The organism is Pseudomonas sp. BJa5, assembly GCF_030272875.2.
GTDB lineage: Bacteria > Pseudomonadota > Gammaproteobacteria > Pseudomonadales > Pseudomonadaceae > Aquipseudomonas.
Window position 1 is genome coordinate 70,431 of sequence record NZ_JALRNG020000023.1, and the last position, 22,822, is coordinate 93,252.

The window sequence follows — 22,822 nt, forward strand, 5'->3', positions numbered from 1 at the left end:
CTACTCGGCGAGCAACTCGCCCTGGGCTTCGGCACACAGCGCCAGGAGAAAGTCCCAGACCACCCGCAAGCGCACTGACTTGTGCAGTTCGCGGCGGGTGCAGATCCAGTAGCTGCGCTGGATGGTTTCACTGGGCAGTACGCGTACCAGCGCCGGGTCGTGCCGGGCCATGTAGTTGGGCAGCACGGCGATCCCCAATCCGGCGCGGGCGGCCTGCTGCTGGGCGATGACGCTGGTGCTGCGAAACACCACGTTGGGTGCCCGGCAGAAGCTGTTGAGAAACAGCAGCTCCTGGCTGAACAGCAGATCGTCGACGTAGCCGATCCAGCTGTGTCTGGCGAGGTCTTCGCGGTGGTTAAGGGCCGGCGCCCGGGCCAGGTAATCGGGGCTCGCATACAGCGCCAGGCGATAGTCCGTGAGCTTGCGGGTGATCAACAGGTCGGCGTTGGGTCGCTCCAGGTGAATACTGATTTCCGCCTCGCGGTTGAGGATGCTGACAAAACGCGGCACCGCGACCAGCTCCACCTCAAGGCCCGGGTAGCGTTCGAACAGACTGCCCATGCGCGGCGTGAAGAACATGATGCCGATGCCTTCGGTCACCCCTAGGCGGATCTTGCCCAATGGCGTGATGGCCTGGGTGATCTCTTCCTGGGCCAGCAGCGCGACGTTTTCCATGGCTTCGGCATGCTTGAGCAGCGCCTGGCCCGAGGGGGTCAGTTCGTAGCCCTGGGCGTGCTGGACGAACAACGGGGTGCCCAGGCTCTGTTCGATATTTTCGATATGCCGGGCCACGGTGCTGTGGGTGGTGTTGAGGCGTTTGGCCGCGGTCAACAGGCGACCGCTGCGCTGCAACTCGAGAAAAAACCGCAGATCATTCCAGTCGAACATGCTTTTCCTTGTGAATCAGGTGTTCACGAACGTTGTTCTAAAACGCACAGCAGTTGAGTGAAATCTAACGTTTTCATCCCGAAAATAATCAATAACATGGACTGGGACAAGAATAATAATCAGGCGCGAGGTTGCCCATGCCATCAGCCGATCCTGTCTACGATTACGTGGTTGTCGGCGCCGGCCCTGCCGGGTGCCTGCTGGCCAATCGTCTGTCCGCCGATCCGGGCTGCCGGGTGTTGCTGCTCGAAGCCGGTGGTCGCGACAACTACCCCTGGATTCATATTCCGGTGGGCTACCTGTATTGCATCGGTAACCCCCGCACCGACTGGTGCTTCAAGACCGAAGCCCAGCCCGGCCTCAACGGGCGCGCCCTGGGTTATCCACGGGGCAAGGTGCTCGGTGGCTGCTCCTCGATCAACGGCATGATCTACATGCGCGGCCAGGCCGGTGACTACGACCGCTGGGCCGAGCAAGGCAATGCCGGCTGGGCCTGGAAAGACGTGTTGCCGCTGTTCAAGGCCAGCGAAAACCACTTCGCCGGTGCCTCGGACGTGCACGGCGATCAAGGCGAGTGGCGCGTCGAACAGCAACGCTACTCCTGGCCGATTCTCGATGCCTTCCGCGACGCCGCTGCACAAAGCGGCATCGCCCGCGTTGACGATTTCAACGGTGGCGACAACCAGGGCTGTGGATACTTTCAGGTCAACCAGCGTTCCGGCATTCGCTGGAATTCGGCCAAGGCCTTTCTGCGTCCTGTGCTCAAGCGCCCGAACCTGACGGTACTGACCGACGTGCTGGTTGACCGGGTCGTGCTGGAGGAAGGCCGTGCCACACAGGTACGGGCTCGCTGGCAAGGCAACTGGCAGCACTTCAGTGCCCGCCGGGAGATCATCCTGTGTGCAGGCTCCGTGGGTTCGCCCGGCATCCTGCAACGTTCAGGGATAGGCCCCCGTGGCTTGCTTGAAAGCCTGGGGATAACCGTGCGCCATGAACTGCCGGGGGTTGGCGGCAACCTGCAGGACCACCTGCAGCTTCGGCTGATCTACCAGGTCAGCCAGGCACGTACCCTCAACCAGGTAGCCAACAGCGCCTGGGGCAAGCTCGGCATGGGCCTTCGTTATCTGTACGACCGCAGCGGCCCCCTGGCCATGGCGCCGAGCCAGCTGGGCGCGTTCGTGCGCTCGGGCCCGGAGCAAACGTCGGCCAACCTGCAGTATCACGTGCAGCCCCTTTCGCTGGAACGCTTCGGCGAGCCGCTGCACCGCTTCCCGGCCTTTACCGCCTCGGTGTGCAACCTGCGCCCGGCCAGCCGCGGACGCATCGATATCCGTTCGGCCAACCCGGACGACGCCCCGCTGATCGACCCCAACTACCTGAGCGACCCCGAAGACCTGCGCGTGGCCGCCCAGGCCATTCGCCTGACCCGCAAGATCGTCCAGGCCCCTGCCCTGGCGCCGTTCAATCCACGCGAATACCTGCCTGGCCCGGACCTGCAAAGCGAGGAACAACTGCACGAGGCCGCCGGCCAGATCGGCACCACCATTTTCCATCCCGTGGGCACCTGCCGCATGGGCAACGGGCCGCTGGATGTGGTCGATGACCAGCTGCGCGTGCATGGCGTGCCAGGCCTGCGCATCGCCGATGCCTCGATCATGCCGCAGATTGTCTCCGGCAATACCTGTTCACCTACCTTGATGATTGCCGAAAAGGCGGCGCAACTGATAACGCGGGGGCGGTTATCCACAACCCGGATCGACGAAGAAAGCGCAATACCGACGCCCTGACCAGGCGCGTGGCAGTAACGGTGCCGGACGCGGTCTGCCGGCATCGACAGTGGAACAACAAGAATAATCACTGGGGCCTTGGGGCCGAGGACAGCAACGATGGCGGATTACATTCAGGAGCAGGGAGCGGCGACGATCAGCAGCAGTCGCCGGGAAGAACGCAAGATCATTTTCGCGTCATCCCTCGGGACAGTGTTCGAGTGGTATGACTTTTTTCTCTACGGGGCCCTGGCCGCGGTCATCAGCAAGCAGTTCTTTGCCGGGGTGAACGACACCACGGCCTTCATCTTCGCCCTGATGGCCTTCGCCGCCGGCTTTCTGGTGCGTCCCTTCGGCGCCCTGGTGTTCGGCCGCCTGGGCGACATGATCGGGCGCAAGTACACCTTCCTGGTGACCATCGTGCTGATGGGCCTGTCGACTTTTGCCGTCGGCCTGCTGCCCACCTACGCCAGCATCGGCATTGCCGCACCGATCATCCTGGTGATACTGCGCATGCTCCAGGGCCTGGCCCTGGGGGGCGAGTACGGTGGTGCGGCGACCTATGTGGCGGAACATGCGCCACCGGGCAAGCGTGGCTTCCACACCGGTTTCATCCAGTCCACCGCCACCCTTGGCTTGCTGTTGTCGCTGGTGGTGGTGCTGGGAAGCCGCTACATCAGTGGTGACCAGTTCGAAGTCTGGGGCTGGCGCCTGCCGTTCCTGCTGTCGATCGTGCTGCTGGCGATCTCCACCTGGATCCGCATGAGCATGCACGAGTCGCCAGCCTTCGTGAAAATGAAGGCCCAGGGCAAGGCCAGTAAAGCGCCGATCCGTGAATCCTTCGGTTCCTGGGCCAACCTCAAGGTGGTACTGACCGCCCTGTTCAGCATCAACGCAGGGCAAGCCGTCACCTTCTACACCGCGCAGTTCTATGTGCTGTTCTTCCTGACCCAAATGCTCAAGATGGACCCGGCACAGGCCAATACCCTGCTGATTATCAGCGTGGTCATCGGCGCGCCGTTCTTCGTGTTCTTCGGCTGGCTGTCGGACCGGGTGGGGCGCAAACCGATCCTGATGCTCGGCCTGCTGCTGGCTACCCTGCTCTACTTTCCGCTGTTCAAGGCCCTGAGCCATTACGCCAACCCGCAGATCGACGCCGCCAGCCGCCAGGCGCCGATCGTGGTCATGGCTGATCCACAAAGCTGCACCTTCCAGTTCGACCCGGTAGGCAAGGCCCGCTTCGACAGCCCTTGCGACAAGGTCAAGACCTTCCTGGTCAAACAGGGCCTGCCCTACAGCTCCGAATCGGTAGCCGCCGGCAGCAGCGTGGTGGTGACCGTGGGCGACCAGCGCATCGATGGCTTCGACGAAGCAGCGCTGCGGGCGGCCATTGAAAAGGCGGGCTACCCGGCCAAGGCCGATCCTTCGGCGGTCAACGAAACCATGGTGGTGGTGCTGATCGTGGCCATGATCCTGATCGCCACCATGACCTACGGGCCATTGGCCGCAGTGATGGTTGAACTCTTCCCGACCCGGATCCGCTACACCTCGATGTCGCTGCCCTACCACATCGGCAACGGCTGGTTCGGTGGCTTCCTGCCGACCGTGTCCTTTGCCCTGGTGGTGTACACCGGCGATATCTTCTACGGGCTGTGGTACCCGGTGCTGATCACCGGTGTCAGCCTGGTGGTCGGCCTGTTCTGCCTGAAAGAAACCCGCGATGTGGACATCGACAAGGTCTGAGTCGATCACGGGTACAAAAAAACCGGCTAAGCGCCGGTTTTTTTATGCCGCGGAAAAACTTATGCACGATTATCACGGAACAGTCATACAGAGAAATATGTAAGTAAATTAATGACTTAGCTTATTTTTCAGGAAGTGATCCAAATACTATACACAAGTTATCCACAGATCGTCAGGCTGTGCGTTCTGCCGCGTCAGGCGCTGCTGCGGGCAGGGAGCCCATGTCGCGCTGGGTCTGCTCGTTCCAGGCCGCTGCCCGGTCATTGAGCTCGGCAATGGCGCGTGGGCCGCTGCCTTCGGCGTACATGGGCGCGCCGATGACCACCTCGATGGTGCCGGAACGCTTGCTCCAGCCTTGCTTGGGCCAGAACTTGCCGGCGTTGTGGGCAATTGGCAGCACGGGCAGGCCGGCGTTCACCGCCAGGGCGGTGCCGCCACGGGAGAACTTGCCGATCTGGCCGAAGGGCACGCGGGTGCCTTCCGGGAAAATCAGCACCCAGACGCCGTCCTTGAGCAGCTTGTCGCCTTCGCTGGCGACTTGCTTGAGGGCGGCCTTGGGGTTGTCGCGGTCAATGGCGATCGGGCGCAGCATGGCCATGGCCCAACCGAAGAACGGCACGTACAGCAGTTCACGCTTGAGCACCTGGCTCAAGGGCGAGAAATAGGCAGAGAGGAAGAAGGTTTCCCAGGTGCTCTGGTGGTTGGACAGGATCACACAGGGTTGCTTGGGGATGTTTTCAGCCCCGCTGACCTTGACCTTGATGTTGAGGAACACCCGCACCAGCACCAGCGCGAAGCGGCACCAGTAAACGTTGATGAAGCGATAGCGGGCGCTGAAAGGCAGAAACGGCGCGATAAAAAAGCTCAGGGTGCACCACAGCAAGGAGCTGGTACCCAGTAGCAGGTAAAAAAGAAAAATTCTGATCGCCTGCAGGATCGACATAGCGGCATGTACCGTTGCGGGCTCGCCCGCCTAGTAAAAGTGCGCCTGTTCGGCAGGCGCCCTATTTGTGGATAAGTTCTCTGGCGATCGCCGCCAGATCATCGAAAATCAACGTTTCTGGCGCAATCCCCTTGCTCAGGGTGATCTCGCCTTTCCCGGTTTTTACCAGAATCGGTTGAGCATCGACGGCTTTTGCGGCTTCCAGGTCACCCTTGCTGTCACCGACAAACCATACCCCGGCCAGTTCGGCCTGGTAATGCGCGGCGATCGTGCGCAGCATGCCCGGCTTGGGCTTGCGGCAATCGCAGCCCTCGTCGGGCCCGTGCGGGCAATAGACGATCAGCCCGACCTCGCCGCCCTGTTCGGCCACCAGCTGGCGCAGACGCGCATGCATGGCCTCCAGGGTTGCCAGGTCGTAGTAGCCGCGAGCGATGCCGGACTGGTTGGTGGCGACCGCCACCGTCCAGCCGGCCTTGCTCAACTGCGCGATGGCCTCGATCGATCCGGGTATCGGAATCCACTCGTCCAGCGACTTGATGTAGGCGTCGGAGTCCTGGTTGATCACTCCGTCCCGATCGAGAATCAGCAGCTTCAAGACTTACCCCAGCAGCGAAATGTCGGCCACGCCCAGGAACAGACCGCGCAGGCGGCTGAGCAGGGCATAACGGTTGGCCCGCACCTTGGCGTCCTCGGCGTTGACCATCACCGCCTCGAAGAAGGCGTCGACCGGTTCGCGCAGGGCAGCCAGGCGTGCCAGCGATTCGCTGTACTGGCGCGCAGCGGCCATCGGTTGCACGGCCTGGTCGGCCTGCTGGATGGCCGAGTACAGGGAGAACTCGTTGGCATTGTCGAAGTACTTCGGCTCGACCGAGGTGGCGATGGTGCCTTCGGCCTTGCCCAGCAGGTTCGACACGCGCTTGTTCACCGCGGCCAGGGCAGCGGCTTCAGGCAGCTGGCGGAAGGCCTGGACGGCCTGCACGCGCTGGTCGAAGTCCAGCGCCGAACCCGGCTTCAGGGCGCGAACCGACAGGTAGGTGGCGACGTCGATGCCTTCGTCTTCGTAACGGGCACGCAGGCGATCGAAGATGAACTCCAGCACCTGGTCGGCGAGGCCCGCAGCCTTGACCTTGCTGCCGAACTGGGTGACGGCGAAGTTCACCGCTTCGGTCAGGTCCAGGTCCAGTTGCTTCTCGATCAGGATGCGCAGCACGCCCAGGGCGGCCCGACGCAGGGCGTAGGGGTCCTTGCTGCCGGTTGGCAGCATGCCGATACCGAAGATACCGACCAGGGTGTCGAGCTTGTCGGCGATGGCCACGGCCGCACCGGTCAGGGTCGACGGCAGTTCGGCACCGGCACCGCGCGGCATGTACTGCTCGTTCAGGGCCAGGGCCACATCTTCCGGCTCGCCGTCGTTGAGGGCGTAGTAGTAGCCGGCAACACCCTGCATTTCCGGGAATTCGCCGACCATCTCGGTGGCCAGGTCACACTTGGACAGCAGGCCGGCACGCGCTGCGCGCTGGGCGTCGCCGCCGATGCGTGGGGCGATGAAGGCGGCCAGCTTGGCAACCCGCTCGGCCTTGTCGAAAACGCTGCCCAGCTGGGCCTGGAACACCACGTTTTGCAGGCGCTCGTTGAAGCTTTCCAGCGGCTGCTTCTTGTCTTGCTTGAAGAAGAACTCGGCGTCGGTCAGGCGTGGGCGCACGACCTTCTCGTTGCCTTCGACGATCTGCTTGGGATCGCGGCTCTCGACGTTGGCCACGGTAATGAAGCGTGGCAGCAGCTTGCCGTCGGTATCCAGCAGGCAGAAGTACTTCTGGTTGTCCTGCATGGTGGTGATCAGGGCTTCCTGAGGGACTTCCAGGAAACGCTCCTCGAAGGAGCAGACCAGCGGCACCGGCCACTCGACCAGCGCAGTCACTTCATCGAGCAGCGCGGGCGGCACGATGGCGCTGCCTTCCTGTTGCATGGCGAGTTCGGCGGTGCGCTTGCTGATCAGCTCGCGACGCTCGGCGAAGTCGGCCAGCACGTAGGCCTTGCGCAGGTCTTCCTGGTAGTTGGCCGGGGCACTGATGCGCACGTTTTCCGGGTGGTGGAAGCGGTGGCCGCGGGACTCACGACCGGCTTTCTGCGCCAGCAGGGTGCAGTCGACCACCTCGTCACCGAGCAGCATTACCAGCCACTGGGTAGGACGCACGAACTCGTCCTTGCGCGCACCCCAGCGCATGCGCTTGGGGATCGGCAGGTCGTTGAGCGAATCTTCGACGATGGTTGGCAGCAGGCTGGCGGTGGCCTTGCCCGGGATGTGCTGGGAGAAGCGCAGCTTGGCGCCGCTCTGATCGATATCCGACAGCTCTACACCGCACTTCTTGGCGAAGCCCAGGGCTGCCTGGGTGGGGTTGCCTTCGGCGTCGAACGCCGCCTGGCGTGGCGGGCCGTCGAGGTTGATGCTGCGGTCCGGCTGCTGGGTGTCGAGCTGGCTGATCAGTACGGCCAGGCGGCGCGGTGCGGCGAACACCTGCTTGGCGGTGTAGTTCAGGCCAGCGGCCTGCAGGCCTTTCTCGATACCGGCGAGGAAAGCATCGCCCAGGCTGCTCAGGGCCTTGGGTGGCAGTTCTTCGGTGCCCAGTTCAACCAGGAAATCTTGAGCACTCATTGTGCAGCCTCCAGCTTAGCCAACACTTCATCACGCAATTCAGGGGACGCCATCGGGAAGCCCAGCTTGGCGCGGGCCTGCAGGTAGCTTTGGGCCACGGCGCGGGCCAGGGTACGTACGCGCAGGATGTAACGCTGACGCTCGGTTACCGAGATGGCGCGGCGGGCGTCGAGCAGGTTGAAGGTGTGCGAGGCCTTGAGGACCATTTCATAGGTCGGCAGCGGCAGCTCGAGCTCGATCAGGCGATTGGCTTCGCTTTCGTAGAAGTCGAACAGTTCGAACAGCTTTTCGACGTTGGCGTGTTCGAAGTTGTAGGTCGACTGCTCCACTTCGTTCTGGTGGAACACGTCGCCATAGGTCACCTTGCCGAACGGACCGTCGGTCCAGACCAGGTCGTAGACCGAGTCGACGCCCTGCAGGTACATGGCCAGGCGCTCCAGGCCGTAGGTGATCTCACCGGTGACCGGGTAGCACTCGATGCCGCCTACTTGCTGGAAGTAGGTGAACTGGGTGACTTCCATGCCGTTGAGCCAGATTTCCCAGCCCAGGCCCCAGGCGCCGAGGGTCGGCGATTCCCAGTTGTCTTCGACGAAACGGATGTCGTGCACCAGCGGGTCGAGGCCGATGGCCTTGAGCGAGCCCAGGTACAGTTCCTGGAAGTTCGCCGGGTTCGGCTTGAGCACTACCTGGAACTGGTAGTAGTGCTGCAGACGGTTGGGGTTTTCACCATAGCGGCCATCGGCCGGACGGCGGCTGGGCTGCACGTAGGCAGCGTTCCAGTTTTCCGGGCCGACGGCGCGCAGGAAGGTGGCGGTATGGAACGTGCCGGCGCCTACTTCCATATCGTAGGGCTGAAGTACCACACAACCTTGCTCGGCCCAGTACTGCTGCAGGGCGAGGATCAGGTCTTGGAAGGTACGCACGGCTGGCGTAGGCTGGCTCACGAAATTCACCTGTTTCTAGGGCTGCGAATATAAAGAGCGGGAGTATAACCCGATTCGCGCAGGCCTCTACCCTTGGAGCCTTATGCCACGCTGCTTTTGGTGTACCGACGATCCGCTTTATGAGGCGTATCACGATCAGGAGTGGGGCACGCCCCAGCGCGACCCGGGCCAGTTGTTCGAAATGCTGCTGCTCGAAGGCTTCCAGGCCGGCCTGTCGTGGATCACCGTGCTGAAAAAGCGCGAACGCTACCGCCAGGTGCTGTTCGGCTTCGATCCGCAGCGCCTGGCGCAGATGAGCGACGAGGAGATCGAAGCACTGATGCTCGACCCCGGCATCATTCGCAACCGCCTCAAGCTCAATGCCGCGCGGCGCAATGCCCGTGCCTGGCTGGCCCTGGAGAACCCGGGCGAATGGCTCTGGTCGTTCGTCGGCGGCGCGCCGAAAATCAACCATTTCAGTCAGCGCGGGGAGGTCCCGGCGGTCACCGATGAAGCCACGGCCATGAGCAAGGCGCTGCGCAAGGCCGGCTTCACTTTTGTCGGCCCGACCATCTGCTATGCCTTCATGCAGGCCACCGGCATGGTCATGGATCACACCACCGATTGCGATCGCTACCCCGCTCTGCGGCGCTGAGGGGGTACAATGGCCGGCTTGCAGAAAGAGGAACCAGCCTGTGGATAAATTCAAAGGCGCCTTGATGGTCGGGGCGTTGCGGTTGTTTGCCAAGCTCCCCTGGGGCGCGGTACAGCGGGTCGGCGCGGCCATCGGCTGGATGATGTGGAAGGTGCCGAACAGCTCGCGCGAAGTGGTGCGCATCAACCTGGCCAAGTGTTTCCCGGAGATGGACCCGGCGGCGCGCGAGCAACTGGTCGGCCGTACCCTGATGGATATCGGCAAGTCCTTCACCGAAAGCGCCTGTGCCTGGATCTGGCCGGCCCAGCGCTCGCTCGCGCTGGTGCGCGAGGTCGAGGGCCTGGAAGTGCTGCAGGCCGCACTGGCCTCGGGCAAGGGCGTGGTCGGCATCACCAGCCACCTGGGCAACTGGGAAGTGCTCAATCACTTCTATTGCAACCAGTGCAAACCGATCATTTTCTACCGTCCACCCAAGCTCAAGGCGGTCGATGACCTGCTGCGCGAACAGCGCGTGCAACTGGGCAACCGCGTCGCGGCTTCGACCAAGGAAGGCATCCTGAGCATCATCAAGGAAGTGCGCAAAGGCGGTCAGGTCGGCATTCCGGCAGACCCGGAGCCGGCCGAGTCGGCGGGGGTCTTCGTGCCGTTCTTCGCCACCAAGGCGCTGACCAGCAAGTTCGTGCCGAACATGCTCGCCGGCGGCAAGGCCGTGGGGGTGTTCCTGCATGCCCTGCGCCTGCCGGACGGGTCCGGTTTCAAGGTGATCCTGGAAGCGGCGCCCGAAGCGATGTACAGCGAAGACACCGAAACCTCGGCAGCGGCCATGAGCCAGGTGGTCGAGCGCTATGTGCGGGCCTATCCGAGCCAGTACATGTGGAGCATGAAGCGCTTCAAGAAGCGTCCGCCTGGGGAGGCGCGCTGGTACTGAGGGCCTCATCGCGGGGCAAGCCCGCTCCCACCGGATCATGCAGATCGGTGGGAGCGGGCTTGCCCCGCGATGGTTTAACCAGCTTTATCCAGCTTCTTGAGAAACACCGTCATCTCTTTCTCGGCCTGCTTGTCGCCATGGGCCTTCGCGGCTTCCAGCCCCTGTTCCCAGGCCAGGCGCGCCGCGGCTTTGTCGCCCTGCAGCTGATGCGCCTTGCCCAGCAGCTTCCACGCCGCCGAATACTTCGGATCGAACTCGACGCAGCGCTGCAGGTGCAGCGCCGCCTCGGCGCCATTGCCTTCATCCAGCCAGGCCTTGCCCAGGCCGAAGCGCAGCAGGGCGTTATCCACACCCTTGGCCAGCATCTTTTCCAGTGATTCGCGCATGTCGCCGTCCTCTTAGAAGAAGCTCAAGCCCACGTGGAACAGCTTCTCGACGTCACGGATGTACTTCTTGTCGACAACGAAGAGGATCACATGGTCACCCGCCTCGATCACGGTGTCGTCATGGGCAATCAGCACTTCTTCGTCGCGAATGATCGCGCCGATGGTGGTGCCGGGCGGCAGGGCGATGTCTTCGATGGCCTTGCCGATCACCTTGCTCGACTTCGAGTCACCATGGGCGATGGCCTCGATCGCCTCTGCCGCGCCACGGCGCAGCGAGTGCACGCTGACGATGTCGCCACGGCGCACGTGGGCGAGCAAGGTGCCGATGGTGGCCAGCTGCGGGCTGATGGCGATGTCGATTTCGCCGCCCTGGACCAGGTCGACATAGGCCGGGTTGTTGATGATGGTCATCACCTTGCGCGCGCCCAGGCGCTTGGCCAGCAGCGAGGACATGATGTTGGCCTCGTCATCGTTGGTCAGGGCCAGGAAGATATCGGCTTCGGCGATGTTCTCTTCGAGCATCAGGTCGCGGTCCGAGGCGCTGCCTTGCAGCACCACGGTGCTGTCCAGGGTGTCGGACAGGTAGCGGCAGCGGGCCGGGTTCATCTCGATGATCTTGACCTGGTAGCGGCTTTCGATGGCTTCGGCCAGGCGCTCGCCGATCTGCCCGCCGCCAGCGATGACCACGCGCTTGTTGGTTTCGTCCAGGCGCCGCAGCTCGCCCATCACCGCGCGGATGTGGGCCTTGGCGGCGATGAAGAAGACTTCGTCGTCGGCTTCGATCACGGTATCGCCCTGGGGCAGGATCGGCCGGTCACGGCGGAAGATCGCCGCCACGCGGGTGTCGACGTTGGGCATGTGCTCGCGGATCTGGCGCAGCTGTTGGCCGACCAGCGGACCGCCATAGTAGGCCTTGACCGCCACCAGTTGCGCCTTGCCTTCGGCGAAGTCGATCACCTGCAGGGCGCCCGGGTGCTCGATCAGGCGCTTGATGTAGTGGGTAACCACCTGCTCGGGGCTGATCAGCACATCGACCGGAATGGCATCGTTGTCGAACAGGCCGGCGCGGGTCAGGTAGGCCGATTCACGCACCCGGGCGATCTTGGTCGGGGTGTGGAAAAAGGTGTAGGCGACCTGGCAGGCGACCATGTTGGTCTCGTCGCTGTTGGTCACCGCCACCAGCATGTCGGCGTCATCGGCACCGGCCTGGCGCAGCACGGTAGGGAACGAGGCGCGGCCCTGGACGGTGCGGATGTCCAGGCGGTCGCCGAGGTCGCGCAGGCGGTCGCCATCGGTGTCGACCACGGTAATGTCGTTGGCTTCGCTGGCCAGGTGTTCAGCCAGCGTGCCGCCGACCTGCCCTGCGCCGAGGATGATGATCTTCATCCGCTCTTCCCTTCTCTTGTTATCCGCGCGCGGCGGCTATTTTGATCAGCTTGGCATAGTAGAAGCCGTCGTGGCCGCCTTCCTGGGCCAGCAACTGGCGGCCATGGGGCTGGCGCACGCCGGCCTGGGTCGCCAGGTCCAGCTCGCGGGCACCCGGGGTGCGGGCCAGGAAGGCCTCGATGACTTCGGTGTTTTCCGTCGGCAGGCTCGAGCAGGTGGCATAGAGCAGGATGCCGCCGACTTCGAGGGTCGGCCACAAGGCATCGAGCAGTTCGCCCTGCAAGCTGGCCAGAGCCGGAATGTCGTCGGCCTGGCGGGTCATCTTGATGTCCGGGTGACGACGGATCACCCCGGTGGCCGAGCACGGCGCGTCGAGCAGGATGCGCTGGAAGCCCTTGCCGTCCCACCAGCTGGCGGTGTCGCGGGCGTCGCAGGCAATCAGCTGGGCATCGAGGCCGAGGCGGTCGAGGTTCTCCCGGACCCGGGTCAGGCGCTTGGCTTCCAGGTCGATGGCTACCACGGCGTCGAGTTGCGCCTGGGCTTCGAGCAGGTGGCAGGTCTTGCCGCCCGGTGCGCAGCAGGCGTCGAGCACGCGCTGGCCGGGGGCGAGGTCGAGCAGGTCGGCGGCCAGTTGCGCCGCTTCGTCCTGGACGCTGATCCAGCCCTGCTCGAAGCCAGGCAGGTCGCGTACGTCACAGGCACCCGCGAGGACGATGCCATCGGCGCTGTACTGGCAGGCACTGGCTTCGATGCCCGCCTCGCCCAGCAGGCCCAGATAGGTGTCACGACTGTGATGCCGGCGATTGACCCGCAGGATCATCGGCGGGTGCGCGTTGTTGGCCGCGCAAATAGCCTCCCACTGCTCAGGCCAGAATGCCTTGAGCGACTTCTGCAGCCAGCGCGGGTGGGCGGTACGCACCACCGGGTCGCGTTCCAGCTCGGCGAGGATGTCGTTGCTCTCGCGTTGCGCCCGGCGCAGCACGGCGTTGAGCAGCCCCTTGGCCCAGGGCTTTTTCAGCTTGTCGGCGCAGCCGACGGTTTCGCCGATGGCGGCATGGGCCGGGATGCGGGTGTAGAGCAACTGATACAGGCCGACCAGCAGCAAGGCTTCGACATCGCGGTCAGCGCTCTTGAACGGCTTTTGCAGCAGGCGCTCGGCCAGGGCCGACAGGCGTGGCTGCCAGCGCGCGGTGCCGAAGGCCAGGTCCTGGGTCAGGCCACGGTCGCGGGCTTCGACCTTGTCCAGCTGCGCAGGCAGCGAACTGTTCAGCGAGGCCTTGCCGCTGAGTACCGCCGCCAGGGCGCGGGCGGCCGCCAGACGTGGATTCATTGACCGAGCACCGTACCAATGGCGAACTTCTCGCGGCGGCTGTTGAACAGGTCGCTGAAGTTCAGCGCCTTGCCACCGGGCAATTGCAGGCGGGTCAGGCACAGGGCCTGCTCGCCGCAGGCGACGATCAGGCCGTCCTTGCTGGCGGACAGGATCTCACCCGGCGTGCCGCTGCCTGTGGATAACGTCGCGGCTTGCACCTTCAGCACTTCGCCGTTCAGGCTGCTGTTGCAGATCAGCCAAGGGTTGAAGGCGCGGATCAGGCGCTCCAGCTCGACGGCCGGGCGGCTCCAGTCCAGGCGTGCTTCGTCCTTGTTCAGCTTGTGTGCATAAGTGGCCAGGCTGTCGTCCTGGATCTCGCCTTGCAGGGTGCCAGCGGCGAGGCCGGCCACGGCTTGCAGCACTGCCGGCGGGCCCATTTCGGCCAGGCGGTCGTGCAGGGTGCCGCCGGTGTCGGTGGCGCTGATCGGGGTGGATACCTTGAGCAGCATCGGGCCGGTATCGAGGCCGGCTTCCATGCGCATGACGGTCACGCCGCTTTCACGGTCGCCCGCCTCCACCGCGCGCTGGATCGGCGCGGCGCCGCGCCAGCGAGGCAGCAGCGAGGCATGGCTGTTGATGCAACCCAGGCGCGGGATATCCAGCACCGCTTGCGGCAGGATCAAGCCGTAGGCGACCACCACCATCAGGTCGGGGGCGAAGGCGGCCAGTTCGGCCTGGGCATCGGCATTGCGCAGGGTCGGCGGCTGCAGGACAGGGATGCCGTTATCCACAGCCAGTTGCTTGACGGCGCTGGGCATCAGCTTCTGGCCGCGCCCGGCCGGACGGTCCGGTTGGGTGTAGACGGCCACGACCTCGTAGGGGCTGTCGATCAGGGCCTTGAGGTGTTCGGCGGCAAACTCTGGGGTGCCTGCGAAGACAATGCGCATGGAGTTCTCGCTAAAAAAGAAAAAGGCTTGCCGGAGCAAGCCTTCTGGATGAGGGGATCAAGCTTGCTGGCGGTGCTGCTTTTCCAGTTTCTTCTTGATTCGGTCGCGTTTGAGCGTCGACAGGTAGTCAACGAACAGCTTGCCGTTGAGGTGATCGCATTCGTGCTGGATGCACACCGCCAGCAGGCCTTCGGCGATTTCTTCGAAGGGCTTGCCGTCGCGGTCCAGTGCCTTGATCTTGACCCGGGTCGGGCGATCGACGTTCTCGTAGAAGCCGGGCACCGACAGGCAGCCTTCCTGGTACTGGTCCATGTCGTCGGTAAGTTTTTCGAGCTCGGGGTTGATGAACACCCGTGGCTCGCTGCGGTCTTCGCTCAGGTCCATGACCACGACGCGCTTGTGTACGTTGACCTGGGTGGCGGCGAGGCCGATGCCAGGGGCTTCGTACATGGTCTCAAACATGTCATCGACCAGCTGGCGGATGCTGTCGTCGACTTCCATCACCGGTTTGGCGAGGGTGCGAAGGCGCGGGTCCGGGAATTCGAGAATGTTCAGAATGGCCATAAGCGTATGAGCTGCACTGTGCGATGAAATACAAACATGAATACACATAATAAAGGGATTCGCCGGATTCGGCACCTGGCAAAGGTCAGCTAAGGTTTCAGACAGGCCCGAAAGGCTGCCGACCGGGGGCATTTTTCAACCGGTTGTCAAAGTATTATCAACAGAGTTATCCACAGCTTGTGCAGGGTGTGGGGTCTCTGCTCGATCAAGGATGATCGCCATGTCGCAGTCCGCTCCCGGGTGCTGTTCGCCCGCCGAACTCGAGGCGCGTTTGCGCCTGCACCGCTTGCCGGCACTTGGCCCGCAACGCTTTCATAGACTTCTCCAGGCCTTTGGCAGCGCTTCGGCGGCCCTCAGCGCCCCAGCCGGTGCCTGGCGTGCACTGGATATCCCGTTTGCCAGTGCCGAGGCCCGTCGCAGTGCTGAAGTGCGTGAAGGCGCTGCGGCTGCATTGGCCTGGCTAGAGCGGCCCGACCAGCATGTGCTGATGTGGGACGACCCCGCCTACCCCGCTTTGCTGGCGGAAGTGGACGCCGCCCCGCCCCTGCTGTTCGTCGCCGGCAACCCGGCCCTGCTGGAAAAACCGCAGTTGGCAATCGTCGGCAGTCGCCGCGCTTCAAGGCCATCGCTGGACACCGCCGCGGCGTTTTCCAGAAGCCTTGCCCGCGGCGGTTTCGTGATTACCAGCGGCCTGGCCCTGGGGGTCGATGGCGCTGCCCATCAGGCGGCGCTGGATGTCGAAGGGGGTACCATCGGGGTGCTGGGCACAGGTCTGCAGAAACTTTATCCACAACGCCACCGGGCGCTGGCTGCGGCCATGATCGAGCGAGGCAGTGCCGTGGTTTCCGAATTTCCCCTGGATGCCGGGCCGGTGGCGGGCAACTTTCCCCGGCGCAATCGCATCATCAGCGGGCTGTCGCTGGGCGTGCTGGTGGTCGAGGCGAGCCTGGCCAGTGGTTCGCTGATCACCGCGCGCCTGGCGGCCGAACAAGGGCGTGAGGTCTATGCCATTCCGGGCTCGATCCATCATCCGGGCTCCAGGGGCTGCCACCAGTTGATTCGCGACGGTGCATTGCTGGTGGAAAACGTCGAGCAGATCGTCGAAACCCTGCAAGGCTGGCAGTGTTTACCGCCGTTGGCGAACGAGGAGCCTGCGCGGGGCCTGCATATACTGGAGACATTGCTGTTGGCCGCCCCCCATACCAGCGAGGGGCTGGCCGCCAGCAGCGGTTGGCCATTGCCCAGGGTGCTGGCGGCATTGACCGAGCTGGAGGTGGCAGGACGGGTCTGTAATGAAGCCGGGCGTTGGTTTGCCCGACCAGGCTAAGTACACTGCGGGTCAGCCTTAGAATGCGGAGAGAAAGCAATGGTGAGCAGTTGGCGTGTGCAACAAGCCGCGCGTGAAATCCGGGCCGGTGCGGTGATTGCCTACCCAACCGAGGCCGTCTGGGGCCTGGGCTGTGACCCATGGAACGAGGAAGCGGTGGATCGCCTGCTGGCGATCAAGTCGCGCTCGGTGGACAAGGGCCTGATCCTGATCGCCGACAATATCCGCCAGTTCGACTTCCTGTTCGAGGATTTCCCCGAAACCTGGATCGATCGCATGAGCAGCACCTGGCCCGGGCCCAACACCTGGCTGGTGCCGCACCAGAACATGCTGCCGGAATGGATCACCGGGGTGCACGACACCGTCGCCCTGCGGGTCAGCGACCATCCGGTGGTGCGTGAGCTGTGCTCGTTGGTCGGGCCGCTGGTATCGACCTCGGCTAACCCCCAGGGACGTCCTGCGGCCAAGTCGCGCCTGCGCGTCGAGCAGTATTTCCGTGGCCAGCTGGACCTGGTGCTGGGTGGCGCCCTGGGTGGGCGGCGCAATCCGAGTGTGATTCGCGACCTGGTGACCGGGGAAGTGGTTCGGGCTGGATGACCCCTATCGCGGGGCAAGCCCGCTCCCACAGGGACCATACCGGTCTGTGGCAGCGGGCTTGCCCCGCGATCGAATCAGCACCGATTCAAGGCAGCAGCACCGTAGACCCCACCGTCCGCCGCGCCGACAGCTCGGTCTGCGCCTTGGCCGCCTCGCTCAGCGGATAACGCTGCTGGATATCCACCGTCAGTTTGCCGCTGGTAATCATCGCGAACAGGTCGTCAGCCATCGCCTGGGTGTTGGCCGCCGAATTGGCGTAGCTGGCCAGGGTCGGGCGGGTGACGTACAGCGAGCCCTTCTGCGCCAGGATACCCAGGTTGACCCCGCTCACCGCGCCCGAGGCGTTGCCGAAGCTGACCATCAGGCCACGGGGCGCCAGGCAGTCCAGCGAGGTCAGCCAGGTGTCCTGGCCAACGCCGTCGTAGACCACCGGGCATTTCTTGCCGTCGGTCAGTTCCAGCACGCGCTGTGCCACATCTTCACGGCTGTAGTCGATGGTCGCCCAGGCTCCCAGTGCCTTGGCGCGTTCGGCTTTTTCCGCCGAACTGACCGTACCGATCAGCCTGGCGCCCAGGGCCTTGGCCCACTGACAGGCCAGCGAGCCGACACCGCCGGCGGCGGCGTGGAACAAAATGGTGTCGCCCGGCTGCACGGCATAGGTTTGTTTGAGCAGGTACTGCACGGTGAGGCCCTTGAGCATCACCGCCGCCGCCTGTTCGAAGCTGATGCTGTCGGGCAGCTTGACCAGGTTGGCCTCCGGCAGCACATGCACTTCGCTGTAGGCGCCCAGCGGACCGCCGGCGTAGGCGACGCGGTCACCGACCTTGAGCCGGCTCACCTGCGCACCGACCGCCTCGACCACCCCTGCCCCTTCGGTGCCCAGGCCCGAGGGCAAGGCCGGTGGCTGATACAGGCCGCTGCGAAAGTAGGTGTCGATGAAGTTCAGGCCGATGGCGTGGTTGCGTACACGCACCTGCTCCGGGCCGGGATCGGCAGGTTCGAAATCGACCAGTTGCAGGACCTCCGGGCCCCCATGCTGGCTGAACTGGATACGCTTGGCCATCTGCACGCTCCTGTTGCGTTAGGGAAACCCCTATCGGACGCCTTTGCTTGATCGCCGTCAACTGCGGCCAGCCGGTTGCCGGTGGTATGCTACGCGCCGAATTTGCTCATGCCCGCTTCCAGGTGACCTGATGACTAGCCGCACCGAGGCCGTGAAAGCCTACCTGCTCGACTTGCAAGACCGTATTTGTGCCGCCCTCGAGAACGAAGACGGCGGCGGCCGCTTCGTCGAGGACGCCTGGACGCGCGAGGCCGGCGGTGGCGGACGGACCCGGGTGATCGGCGACGGCCAGGTCATCGAAAAAGGCGGGGTGAACTTCTCCCACGTCTTCGGCAGCGGCCTGCCGCCGTCGGCCAGCGCCCACCGGCCGGAACTGGCTGGCCGGGGTTTCGAGGCCCTGGGCGTGTCGCTGGTGATCCACCCGCACAACCCGCATGTGCCGACTTCCCACGCCAACGTGCGCTTTTTCATCGCCGAAAAGGAAGGTGAAGAGGCGGTCTGGTGGTTCGGTGGCGGCTTCGACCTGACCCCGTACTACGGCAACGAAGAAGACTGCCTGCACTGGCACCAGGTGGCCGAGCGCGCCTGTGCGCCGTTCGGTGCCGATGTCTACCCGCGCTACAAGGCCTGGTGCGACCGCTACTTCCACCTCAAGCACCGTGGCGAGCCGCGCGGCATTGGCGGCCTGTTCTTCGACGACCTGAACGAGTGGGACTTCGACACCTGCTTCGCCTTCATGCGCGCCATCGGCGATGCCTATATCGAGGCCTACCTGCCGATCGTCCAGCGCCGCAAGGCCATGGCCTATACCGCCGAGCAGCGTGAGTTCCAGGAATTCCGCCGCGGTCGCTACGTCGAGTTCAACCTGGTCTATGACCGTGGCACCCTGTTTGGCCTGCAGTCGGGCGGTCGTACCGAATCGATCCTGATGTCGCTGCCACCGCAGGTGCGTTGGGGGTACGATTGGAAACCGGCACCAGGCAGCGACGAAGCGCGCCTGACCGAGTATTTCCTGCAGGATCGCGACTGGATTGGCGAGGCCAAGCCAGGTCGCTGACCGCTCTGTGGATAACTTTGCCGGAGTGTCCGGCCCCGACCCAGGAACCGCGTGAATGGACCAGTACGTTGTATTCGGCAACCCGATCGGCCATAGCAAGTCGCCGCTGATCCACCGCCTGTTTGCCGACCAGACCGGCCAGCAGCTGGAGTACAACACCTTGCTGGCACCGCTGGATGACTTTACCGACTGCGCCCTGGGTTTTTTCAAGCAGGGCCAGGGCGCCAACGTCACCGTACCGTTCAAGGAAGAAGCCTATCGCCTGGTCGACAGCCTGACGCCACGGGCCGAACGGGCCGGCGCGGTGAACACCCTGATCAAGCTGGCCGATGGCAGCCTGCAGGGTGACAACACCGACGGCGCCGGCCTGGTGCGCGACCTGACCGTCAATGCCGGGGTGCAGCTCAGCGGCAAACGTATCCTGCTGCTGGGTGCTGGCGGTGCGGTACGCGGTGTGCTGGAACCGCTGCTGGCGCACAAGCCGGCATCGCTGGTGATCGCCAACCGTACGGTGGAAAAGGCCGAACGACTGGCCCATGAATTCGCTGACCTGGGCCCGGTGGCCGCCAGTGGCTTCGCCTGGCTCAAAGAGCCTGTCGACCTGATCATCAATGCCACCTCCGCCAGCCTGGCCGGCGAACTGCCGCCGATTTCCCCCAGCCTGATCGAGCCGGGCAAGACCGTGTGCTACGACATGATGTACGGCAAGGAGCCGACGCCGTTCTGCCGATGGGCCACCGAACACGGGGCTGCCCAGGTGCTGGACGGCCTGGGCATGCTCGCCGAGCAGGCCGCCGAAGCCTTCTGCATCTGGCGTGGCGTACGCCCGGACACCGGCCCGGTGCTGGACGAACTGCGTCGCCAGCTGGCCCGCGGCTAACCTTCGAAACGGATCGGGCAGTGCGCTGCCCCTTCCAGCTTGTGCAACTCCTCGATCACCTGTGGACGCGCCCGATGCAGCGTCAGGCTGCCGCCTGCCCGGCCCAGGCGGCGGGCTTCGCGGTGGAGCATGTCGACCCCGGAATAGTCGATGAAGTTGATCTGCCGGGCGTCGATCACCACGTCCGGACCCTGGCAGCGTTGCAGGCGCACCTGCAGGTAATGGCTGGCGCCAAAGAAGATCGAGCCCCCTACCCGCAGCACATCGGCATCGCCTTCGCGCGAATGCTGCACCCGTGGCCGTGAGGTGCGCTTGAGGTAGAAAAACAGCGAGGCCAGCACCCCGGCGTAGATGGCGGTCTGCAGCTCCAGCAGCAAGGTGGCCGTTGCGGTCAGGGCCATGACCAGGAATTCCGCGCGGCTGACCCGGAACAGCGCGCGCATGGCCCGATGATCCACCAGGCCCCAGCAGATCAGCAGGATGCTGCCGGCCATGGCCGGGATGGGCAGGTGCGCTATCAATCCGGCGCCCGCCACCGCGAACAGCGCCACCCACAGGGCCGAGAACACACCGGCCAATGGCGAGCGGGCGCCAGCGTCATAACTCAGGCCCGAACGGGTGAACGAGCCTGAAGACAGGTAGCCGGAGAACACGCTGCCGACCATGTTCGACAGCCCCTGGGCACGGATTTCCTGGTTGGCATCGATCAGTTGTTCCGAGCGCGACGACAGCGAGCGGGCAATCGACAGGCTGGTCACCAGGCCCAGCATGCCCACCGCCACGGCGCTGGGCAGCAGGCGCAGGATCAGCTCCAGGTCCAGCAGCGGCAAGGGGCTCAAGGGCGGAAGCTGGCCGACGAAGCCGGGCACCAACTGCACATCAGCGAACCACCCCGGCAGCAGCCACACCAGCAGGCTGGCCAGGGTCAGGGTGATCAACAGGCCGGGCCAGCGAGGGCGCAGCAGTTTCAGCAGGATGCCCAGCAGCAAGGTGCCAAGGCCCAGCAGCAGCGAAGGCCCGTCCACTTCACCGGCGTGCTCCAGCAGGCTTTCCAGGGTTTTCAGGGCCGTGGCCTGGCTGGGAAGGTCGAGCCCCAGCAGGTTCGGCAGTTGCCCCAGGGCAATCACCACGGCTGCGCCGAGGGTGAAGCCCAGTACCACCGAGTGGGAAACGAAGTTGACCAGCGCACCGAAGCGCAGCAGCCCCAGCAGCCACTGGAACACGCCGGCCAGGAAGGTCAGCAACAGCACCAGGGTGATGTAATCGTCACTGCCGCTGATGGCCAGGGGGCTGATGCTGGCGTAGAGCACGATGGAGATGGCCGCCGTCGGCCCGCAGATAAGATGCCAGGACGATCCCCACAAGCAGGCGATCAATACCGGCACGATCGCCGCATACAGGCCATATTCGGCCGGAAGTCCGGCGATCAGGGCGTAGGCGATCGACTGTGGCAGGGCCAGGATGGCACCGCTCAGGCCCACCAGCAGGTCGCGGCGCACGCTGCCCCGGGTTTGCCGGGGTAGCCAGCTGAGGAACGGCAGCAAGGGGTGGCGGTCAGGCCGGGCCATGGGCACTCTCTGGAGCAGGCGGAAGCTGCTCAGGGTGCGATTTCTGGCGGCTCAAGGCAAGTCCGGGCGCAGGTTGGGCGGGTCAGAACACGAAGTTCACATGCTCGCCCTGGTGCAGTTTCAGCTCCAGGCTATCGACCATGGCCGCGGCCACCCGGGCCAGGTGCTGCAAGGGTTCGGCCAGGCCGGGTTCGAGGTTGCCGTGGGTATGGTGGAAGTGCTCGATACCCAGCCCGGCGACTTCCTGGGGCGTATTGATCAGGGTCCAGTGCAAGGTGCTGCGTTGCAGCAGGTCGACGATCTGGTCGGCGCAGGCCTGTTGTTGTTCGCTGTGTCCTTCGCTGTGATCGAGCACGCTGAAATCGCCCACCAGCAACAGGCGGCGTATAGTCGTTCTGGAAAGACCGCTGATCAGGGCCTGCGACATCTGCAATTGGGTGGTGAAGTCGTCGGGCGCCAGTGCCGCCAGCAGGCAGATCACCGCCGAGCCGCCGGCCACGCTTTGTTCAGCCTGATCGGCCGTGCCCAGGCCGCCGATCTTGAAGTGCAGTCCAGGGCGAGGTGCCTGCTTGTTGAGGTCGTCGACCACGGCGATCACTTCATGCTGGCGCTTGAGCAGCTCAGCCATCAGGGCGCTGCCCAGGCTGCTCGAACCACCGAGGATGACCAGCTTGAACACTGGAGTTTCGGCATTTTTCATTCCGTCACTCCCACAGGTTGCGGGTGATCGTTGAACCTCAGGTTATGATCGGGGTTCGTGGCAATCAAGGAGTTTTTCGTGCAGAGGATCAAGGGCTATCACGCTCACGTCTATTACGACGCCAGCACGCTGGAACAGGCTCGGCAGCTGTGTGAAGAGGCTTCCAAGCTGTTTCCGGTGACCATGGGGCGCATGCACCAGAAACCGGTCGGGCCGCATCCGGACTGGAGCTGCCAGCTGGCGTTCGGGCCGGAGGTGGTAGGTGTGGTGTTGCCGTGGCTGGCGTTGTATCGCCGGGGGCTGGTGGTGTTCCTGCATCCGCTGACCGGGGATGAACTGGCCGATCACCGCGATCATGCGATCTGGATGGGCGCGATCAGGCCGCTGGACCTGTCGATTTTCGAACAGGCCTGAAAAGCAATCGCGGGGGCAACCCCCCCCCACAAAAAAAAAGAAGAGCGGGGGGTACCCCCCCAGAATAACCCAATTAAAAAAAACAATGGGCCCCCCCCCCCCCCCCAGGCCCCCCCCCCCCC

General features: G+C 64.2%; 22 protein-coding genes. 9 read left to right on the forward strand and 13 right to left on the reverse strand.

Translation table 11 applies throughout. The features are described from left to right. Entirely contained in the window at positions 1-888 is an 888-nt protein-coding gene (locus M2D63_RS14730) for a LysR family transcriptional regulator (RefSeq protein WP_285863662.1), read from the reverse strand. A gap of 137 nt (positions 889-1,025) precedes the next feature. On the opposite strand from M2D63_RS14730, the gene M2D63_RS14735 reads away from it, so the two are divergent. Together M2D63_RS14735 and M2D63_RS14740 are read left to right on the forward strand one after the other, a co-directional pair. Next, the gene (locus M2D63_RS14735; protein WP_285863663.1) at positions 1,026-2,675 is read left to right on the forward strand and encodes a GMC family oxidoreductase; all 1,650 of its coding nucleotides are present in this window, start codon (positions 1,026-1,028) and stop codon (positions 2,673-2,675) included. Between the two features lie 99 nt (positions 2,676-2,774). Then, the gene (locus tag M2D63_RS14740; RefSeq protein WP_285863664.1) at positions 2,775-4,397 is read left to right on the forward strand and encodes an MFS transporter; all 1,623 of its coding nucleotides are present in this window, start codon (positions 2,775-2,777) and stop codon (positions 4,395-4,397) included. Between the two features lie 172 nt (positions 4,398-4,569). Here the strand turns inward: M2D63_RS14740 and M2D63_RS14745 are convergent, their stop codons facing one another. From M2D63_RS14745 to glyQ, 4 genes are all read right to left on the reverse strand, one after another. Then, positions 4,570-5,340: a 1-acyl-sn-glycerol-3-phosphate acyltransferase gene (locus M2D63_RS14745; RefSeq protein ID WP_285863665.1), complete on the reverse strand. Its 771-nt coding sequence runs from the start codon at positions 5,338-5,340 to the stop codon at positions 4,570-4,572. Positions 5,341-5,401: 61 nt separating this feature from the next. After that, entirely contained in the window at positions 5,402-5,935 is a 534-nt protein-coding gene (gene gmhB, locus M2D63_RS14750; RefSeq protein ID WP_285863666.1) for a D-glycero-beta-D-manno-heptose 1,7-bisphosphate 7-phosphatase, read from the reverse strand. 3 nt (positions 5,936-5,938) lie between these two features. Further along, on the reverse strand, positions 5,939-7,993 hold the full coding sequence (glyS, locus tag M2D63_RS14755; protein ID WP_285863667.1) for a glycine--tRNA ligase subunit beta: 2,055 nt from the start codon (positions 7,991-7,993) through the stop codon (positions 5,939-5,941). Beyond that, the gene (gene glyQ / locus M2D63_RS14760) at positions 7,990-8,937 is read right to left on the reverse strand and encodes a glycine--tRNA ligase subunit alpha (protein WP_285863668.1); all 948 of its coding nucleotides are present in this window, start codon (positions 8,935-8,937) and stop codon (positions 7,990-7,992) included. The genes glyS and glyQ overlap by 4 nt, the downstream gene beginning before the upstream one ends. Before the next feature lie 82 nt (positions 8,938-9,019). Between glyQ and M2D63_RS14765 the strand changes: the two genes are divergently transcribed. Both M2D63_RS14765 and M2D63_RS14770 read left to right on the forward strand, forming a co-directional pair. Continuing rightward, a complete protein-coding gene (locus tag M2D63_RS14765) occupies positions 9,020-9,571 on the forward strand; it encodes a DNA-3-methyladenine glycosylase I (RefSeq protein WP_285863669.1) in 552 nt (183 codons plus the stop codon). Positions 9,572-9,611: 40 nt separating this feature from the next. After that, the gene (locus tag M2D63_RS14770; protein ID WP_285863670.1) at positions 9,612-10,499 is read left to right on the forward strand and encodes a lysophospholipid acyltransferase; all 888 of its coding nucleotides are present in this window, start codon (positions 9,612-9,614) and stop codon (positions 10,497-10,499) included. Positions 10,500-10,573: 74 nt separating this feature from the next. Here M2D63_RS14770 and M2D63_RS14775 read toward each other — a convergent pair whose 3' ends face one another. The 5 genes from M2D63_RS14775 to def are packed head-to-tail and all read right to left on the reverse strand — an operon-like array spanning position 10,574 to position 15,094. After that, positions 10,574-10,885, reverse strand: a complete 312-nt coding sequence (locus M2D63_RS14775) for a hypothetical protein (protein ID WP_285863671.1) — start codon at positions 10,883-10,885, stop codon at positions 10,574-10,576. Between the two features lie 12 nt (positions 10,886-10,897). Then, a complete protein-coding gene (trkA, locus tag M2D63_RS14780; protein WP_285863672.1) occupies positions 10,898-12,271 on the reverse strand; it encodes a Trk system potassium transporter TrkA in 1,374 nt (457 codons plus the stop codon). 19 nt (positions 12,272-12,290) lie between these two features. Next, on the reverse strand, positions 12,291-13,601 hold the full coding sequence (gene rsmB, locus M2D63_RS14785; protein WP_285863673.1) for a 16S rRNA (cytosine(967)-C(5))-methyltransferase RsmB: 1,311 nt from the start codon (positions 13,599-13,601) through the stop codon (positions 12,291-12,293). Then, on the reverse strand, positions 13,598-14,530 hold the full coding sequence (gene fmt, locus M2D63_RS14790) for a methionyl-tRNA formyltransferase (RefSeq protein ID WP_285863674.1): 933 nt from the start codon (positions 14,528-14,530) through the stop codon (positions 13,598-13,600). Before fmt ends, rsmB begins: the two co-directional genes overlap by 4 nt. A 57-nt stretch (positions 14,531-14,587) precedes the next feature. Further along, positions 14,588-15,094: a peptide deformylase gene (gene def, locus M2D63_RS14795; protein ID WP_285863675.1), complete on the reverse strand. Its 507-nt coding sequence runs from the start codon at positions 15,092-15,094 to the stop codon at positions 14,588-14,590. 220 nt (positions 15,095-15,314) lie between these two features. On the opposite strand from def, the gene dprA reads away from it, so the two are divergent. Beyond that, the gene (dprA, locus tag M2D63_RS14800; protein WP_285863676.1) at positions 15,315-16,421 is read left to right on the forward strand and encodes a DNA-processing protein DprA; all 1,107 of its coding nucleotides are present in this window, start codon (positions 15,315-15,317) and stop codon (positions 16,419-16,421) included. A gap of 39 nt (positions 16,422-16,460) precedes the next feature. After that, positions 16,461-17,018, forward strand: a complete 558-nt coding sequence (locus M2D63_RS14805; protein WP_285863678.1) for an L-threonylcarbamoyladenylate synthase — start codon at positions 16,461-16,463, stop codon at positions 17,016-17,018. An 85-nt stretch (positions 17,019-17,103) separates the two neighbouring features. Here the strand turns inward: M2D63_RS14805 and M2D63_RS14810 are convergent, their stop codons facing one another. Next, positions 17,104-18,081, reverse strand: a complete 978-nt coding sequence (locus tag M2D63_RS14810; RefSeq protein ID WP_285863679.1) for an NADPH:quinone reductase — start codon at positions 18,079-18,081, stop codon at positions 17,104-17,106. Between the two features lie 130 nt (positions 18,082-18,211). Between M2D63_RS14810 and hemF the strand changes: the two genes are divergently transcribed. Continuing rightward, complete coding sequence (gene hemF, locus M2D63_RS14815) at positions 18,212-19,138, forward strand: oxygen-dependent coproporphyrinogen oxidase (RefSeq protein ID WP_285863681.1); 927 nt, start codon at positions 18,212-18,214, stop codon at positions 19,136-19,138. Positions 19,139-19,193: 55 nt separating this feature from the next. After that, positions 19,194-20,018 carry a shikimate dehydrogenase gene (gene aroE / locus M2D63_RS14820; protein WP_285863682.1) on the forward strand — a complete coding sequence of 275 codons (825 nt, stop codon included), beginning with the start codon at positions 19,194-19,196 and terminating at the stop codon, positions 20,016-20,018. Here aroE and M2D63_RS14825 read toward each other — a convergent pair. Together M2D63_RS14825 and M2D63_RS14830 are read right to left on the reverse strand one after the other, a co-directional pair. Continuing rightward, positions 20,015-21,586, reverse strand: coding sequence for a SulP family inorganic anion transporter (locus M2D63_RS14825; protein ID WP_285863683.1), 1,572 nt, complete (start codon positions 21,584-21,586; stop codon positions 20,015-20,017). The two genes, aroE and M2D63_RS14825, sit on opposite strands and share 4 nt — an antisense overlap. Positions 21,587-21,668: 82 nt before the next feature. Next, positions 21,669-22,286 carry an NAD(P)-dependent oxidoreductase gene (locus M2D63_RS14830; RefSeq protein WP_285863684.1) on the reverse strand — a complete coding sequence of 206 codons (618 nt, stop codon included), beginning with the start codon at positions 22,284-22,286 and terminating at the stop codon, positions 21,669-21,671. Positions 22,287-22,364: 78 nt separating this feature from the next. Here M2D63_RS14830 and M2D63_RS14835 point away from each other — a divergent pair, with 78 nt between their 5' ends. Continuing rightward, complete coding sequence (locus M2D63_RS14835) at positions 22,365-22,700, forward strand: DOPA 4,5-dioxygenase family protein (RefSeq protein ID WP_285863685.1); 336 nt, start codon at positions 22,365-22,367, stop codon at positions 22,698-22,700. Positions 22,701-22,822 lie beyond the last annotated feature (122 nt).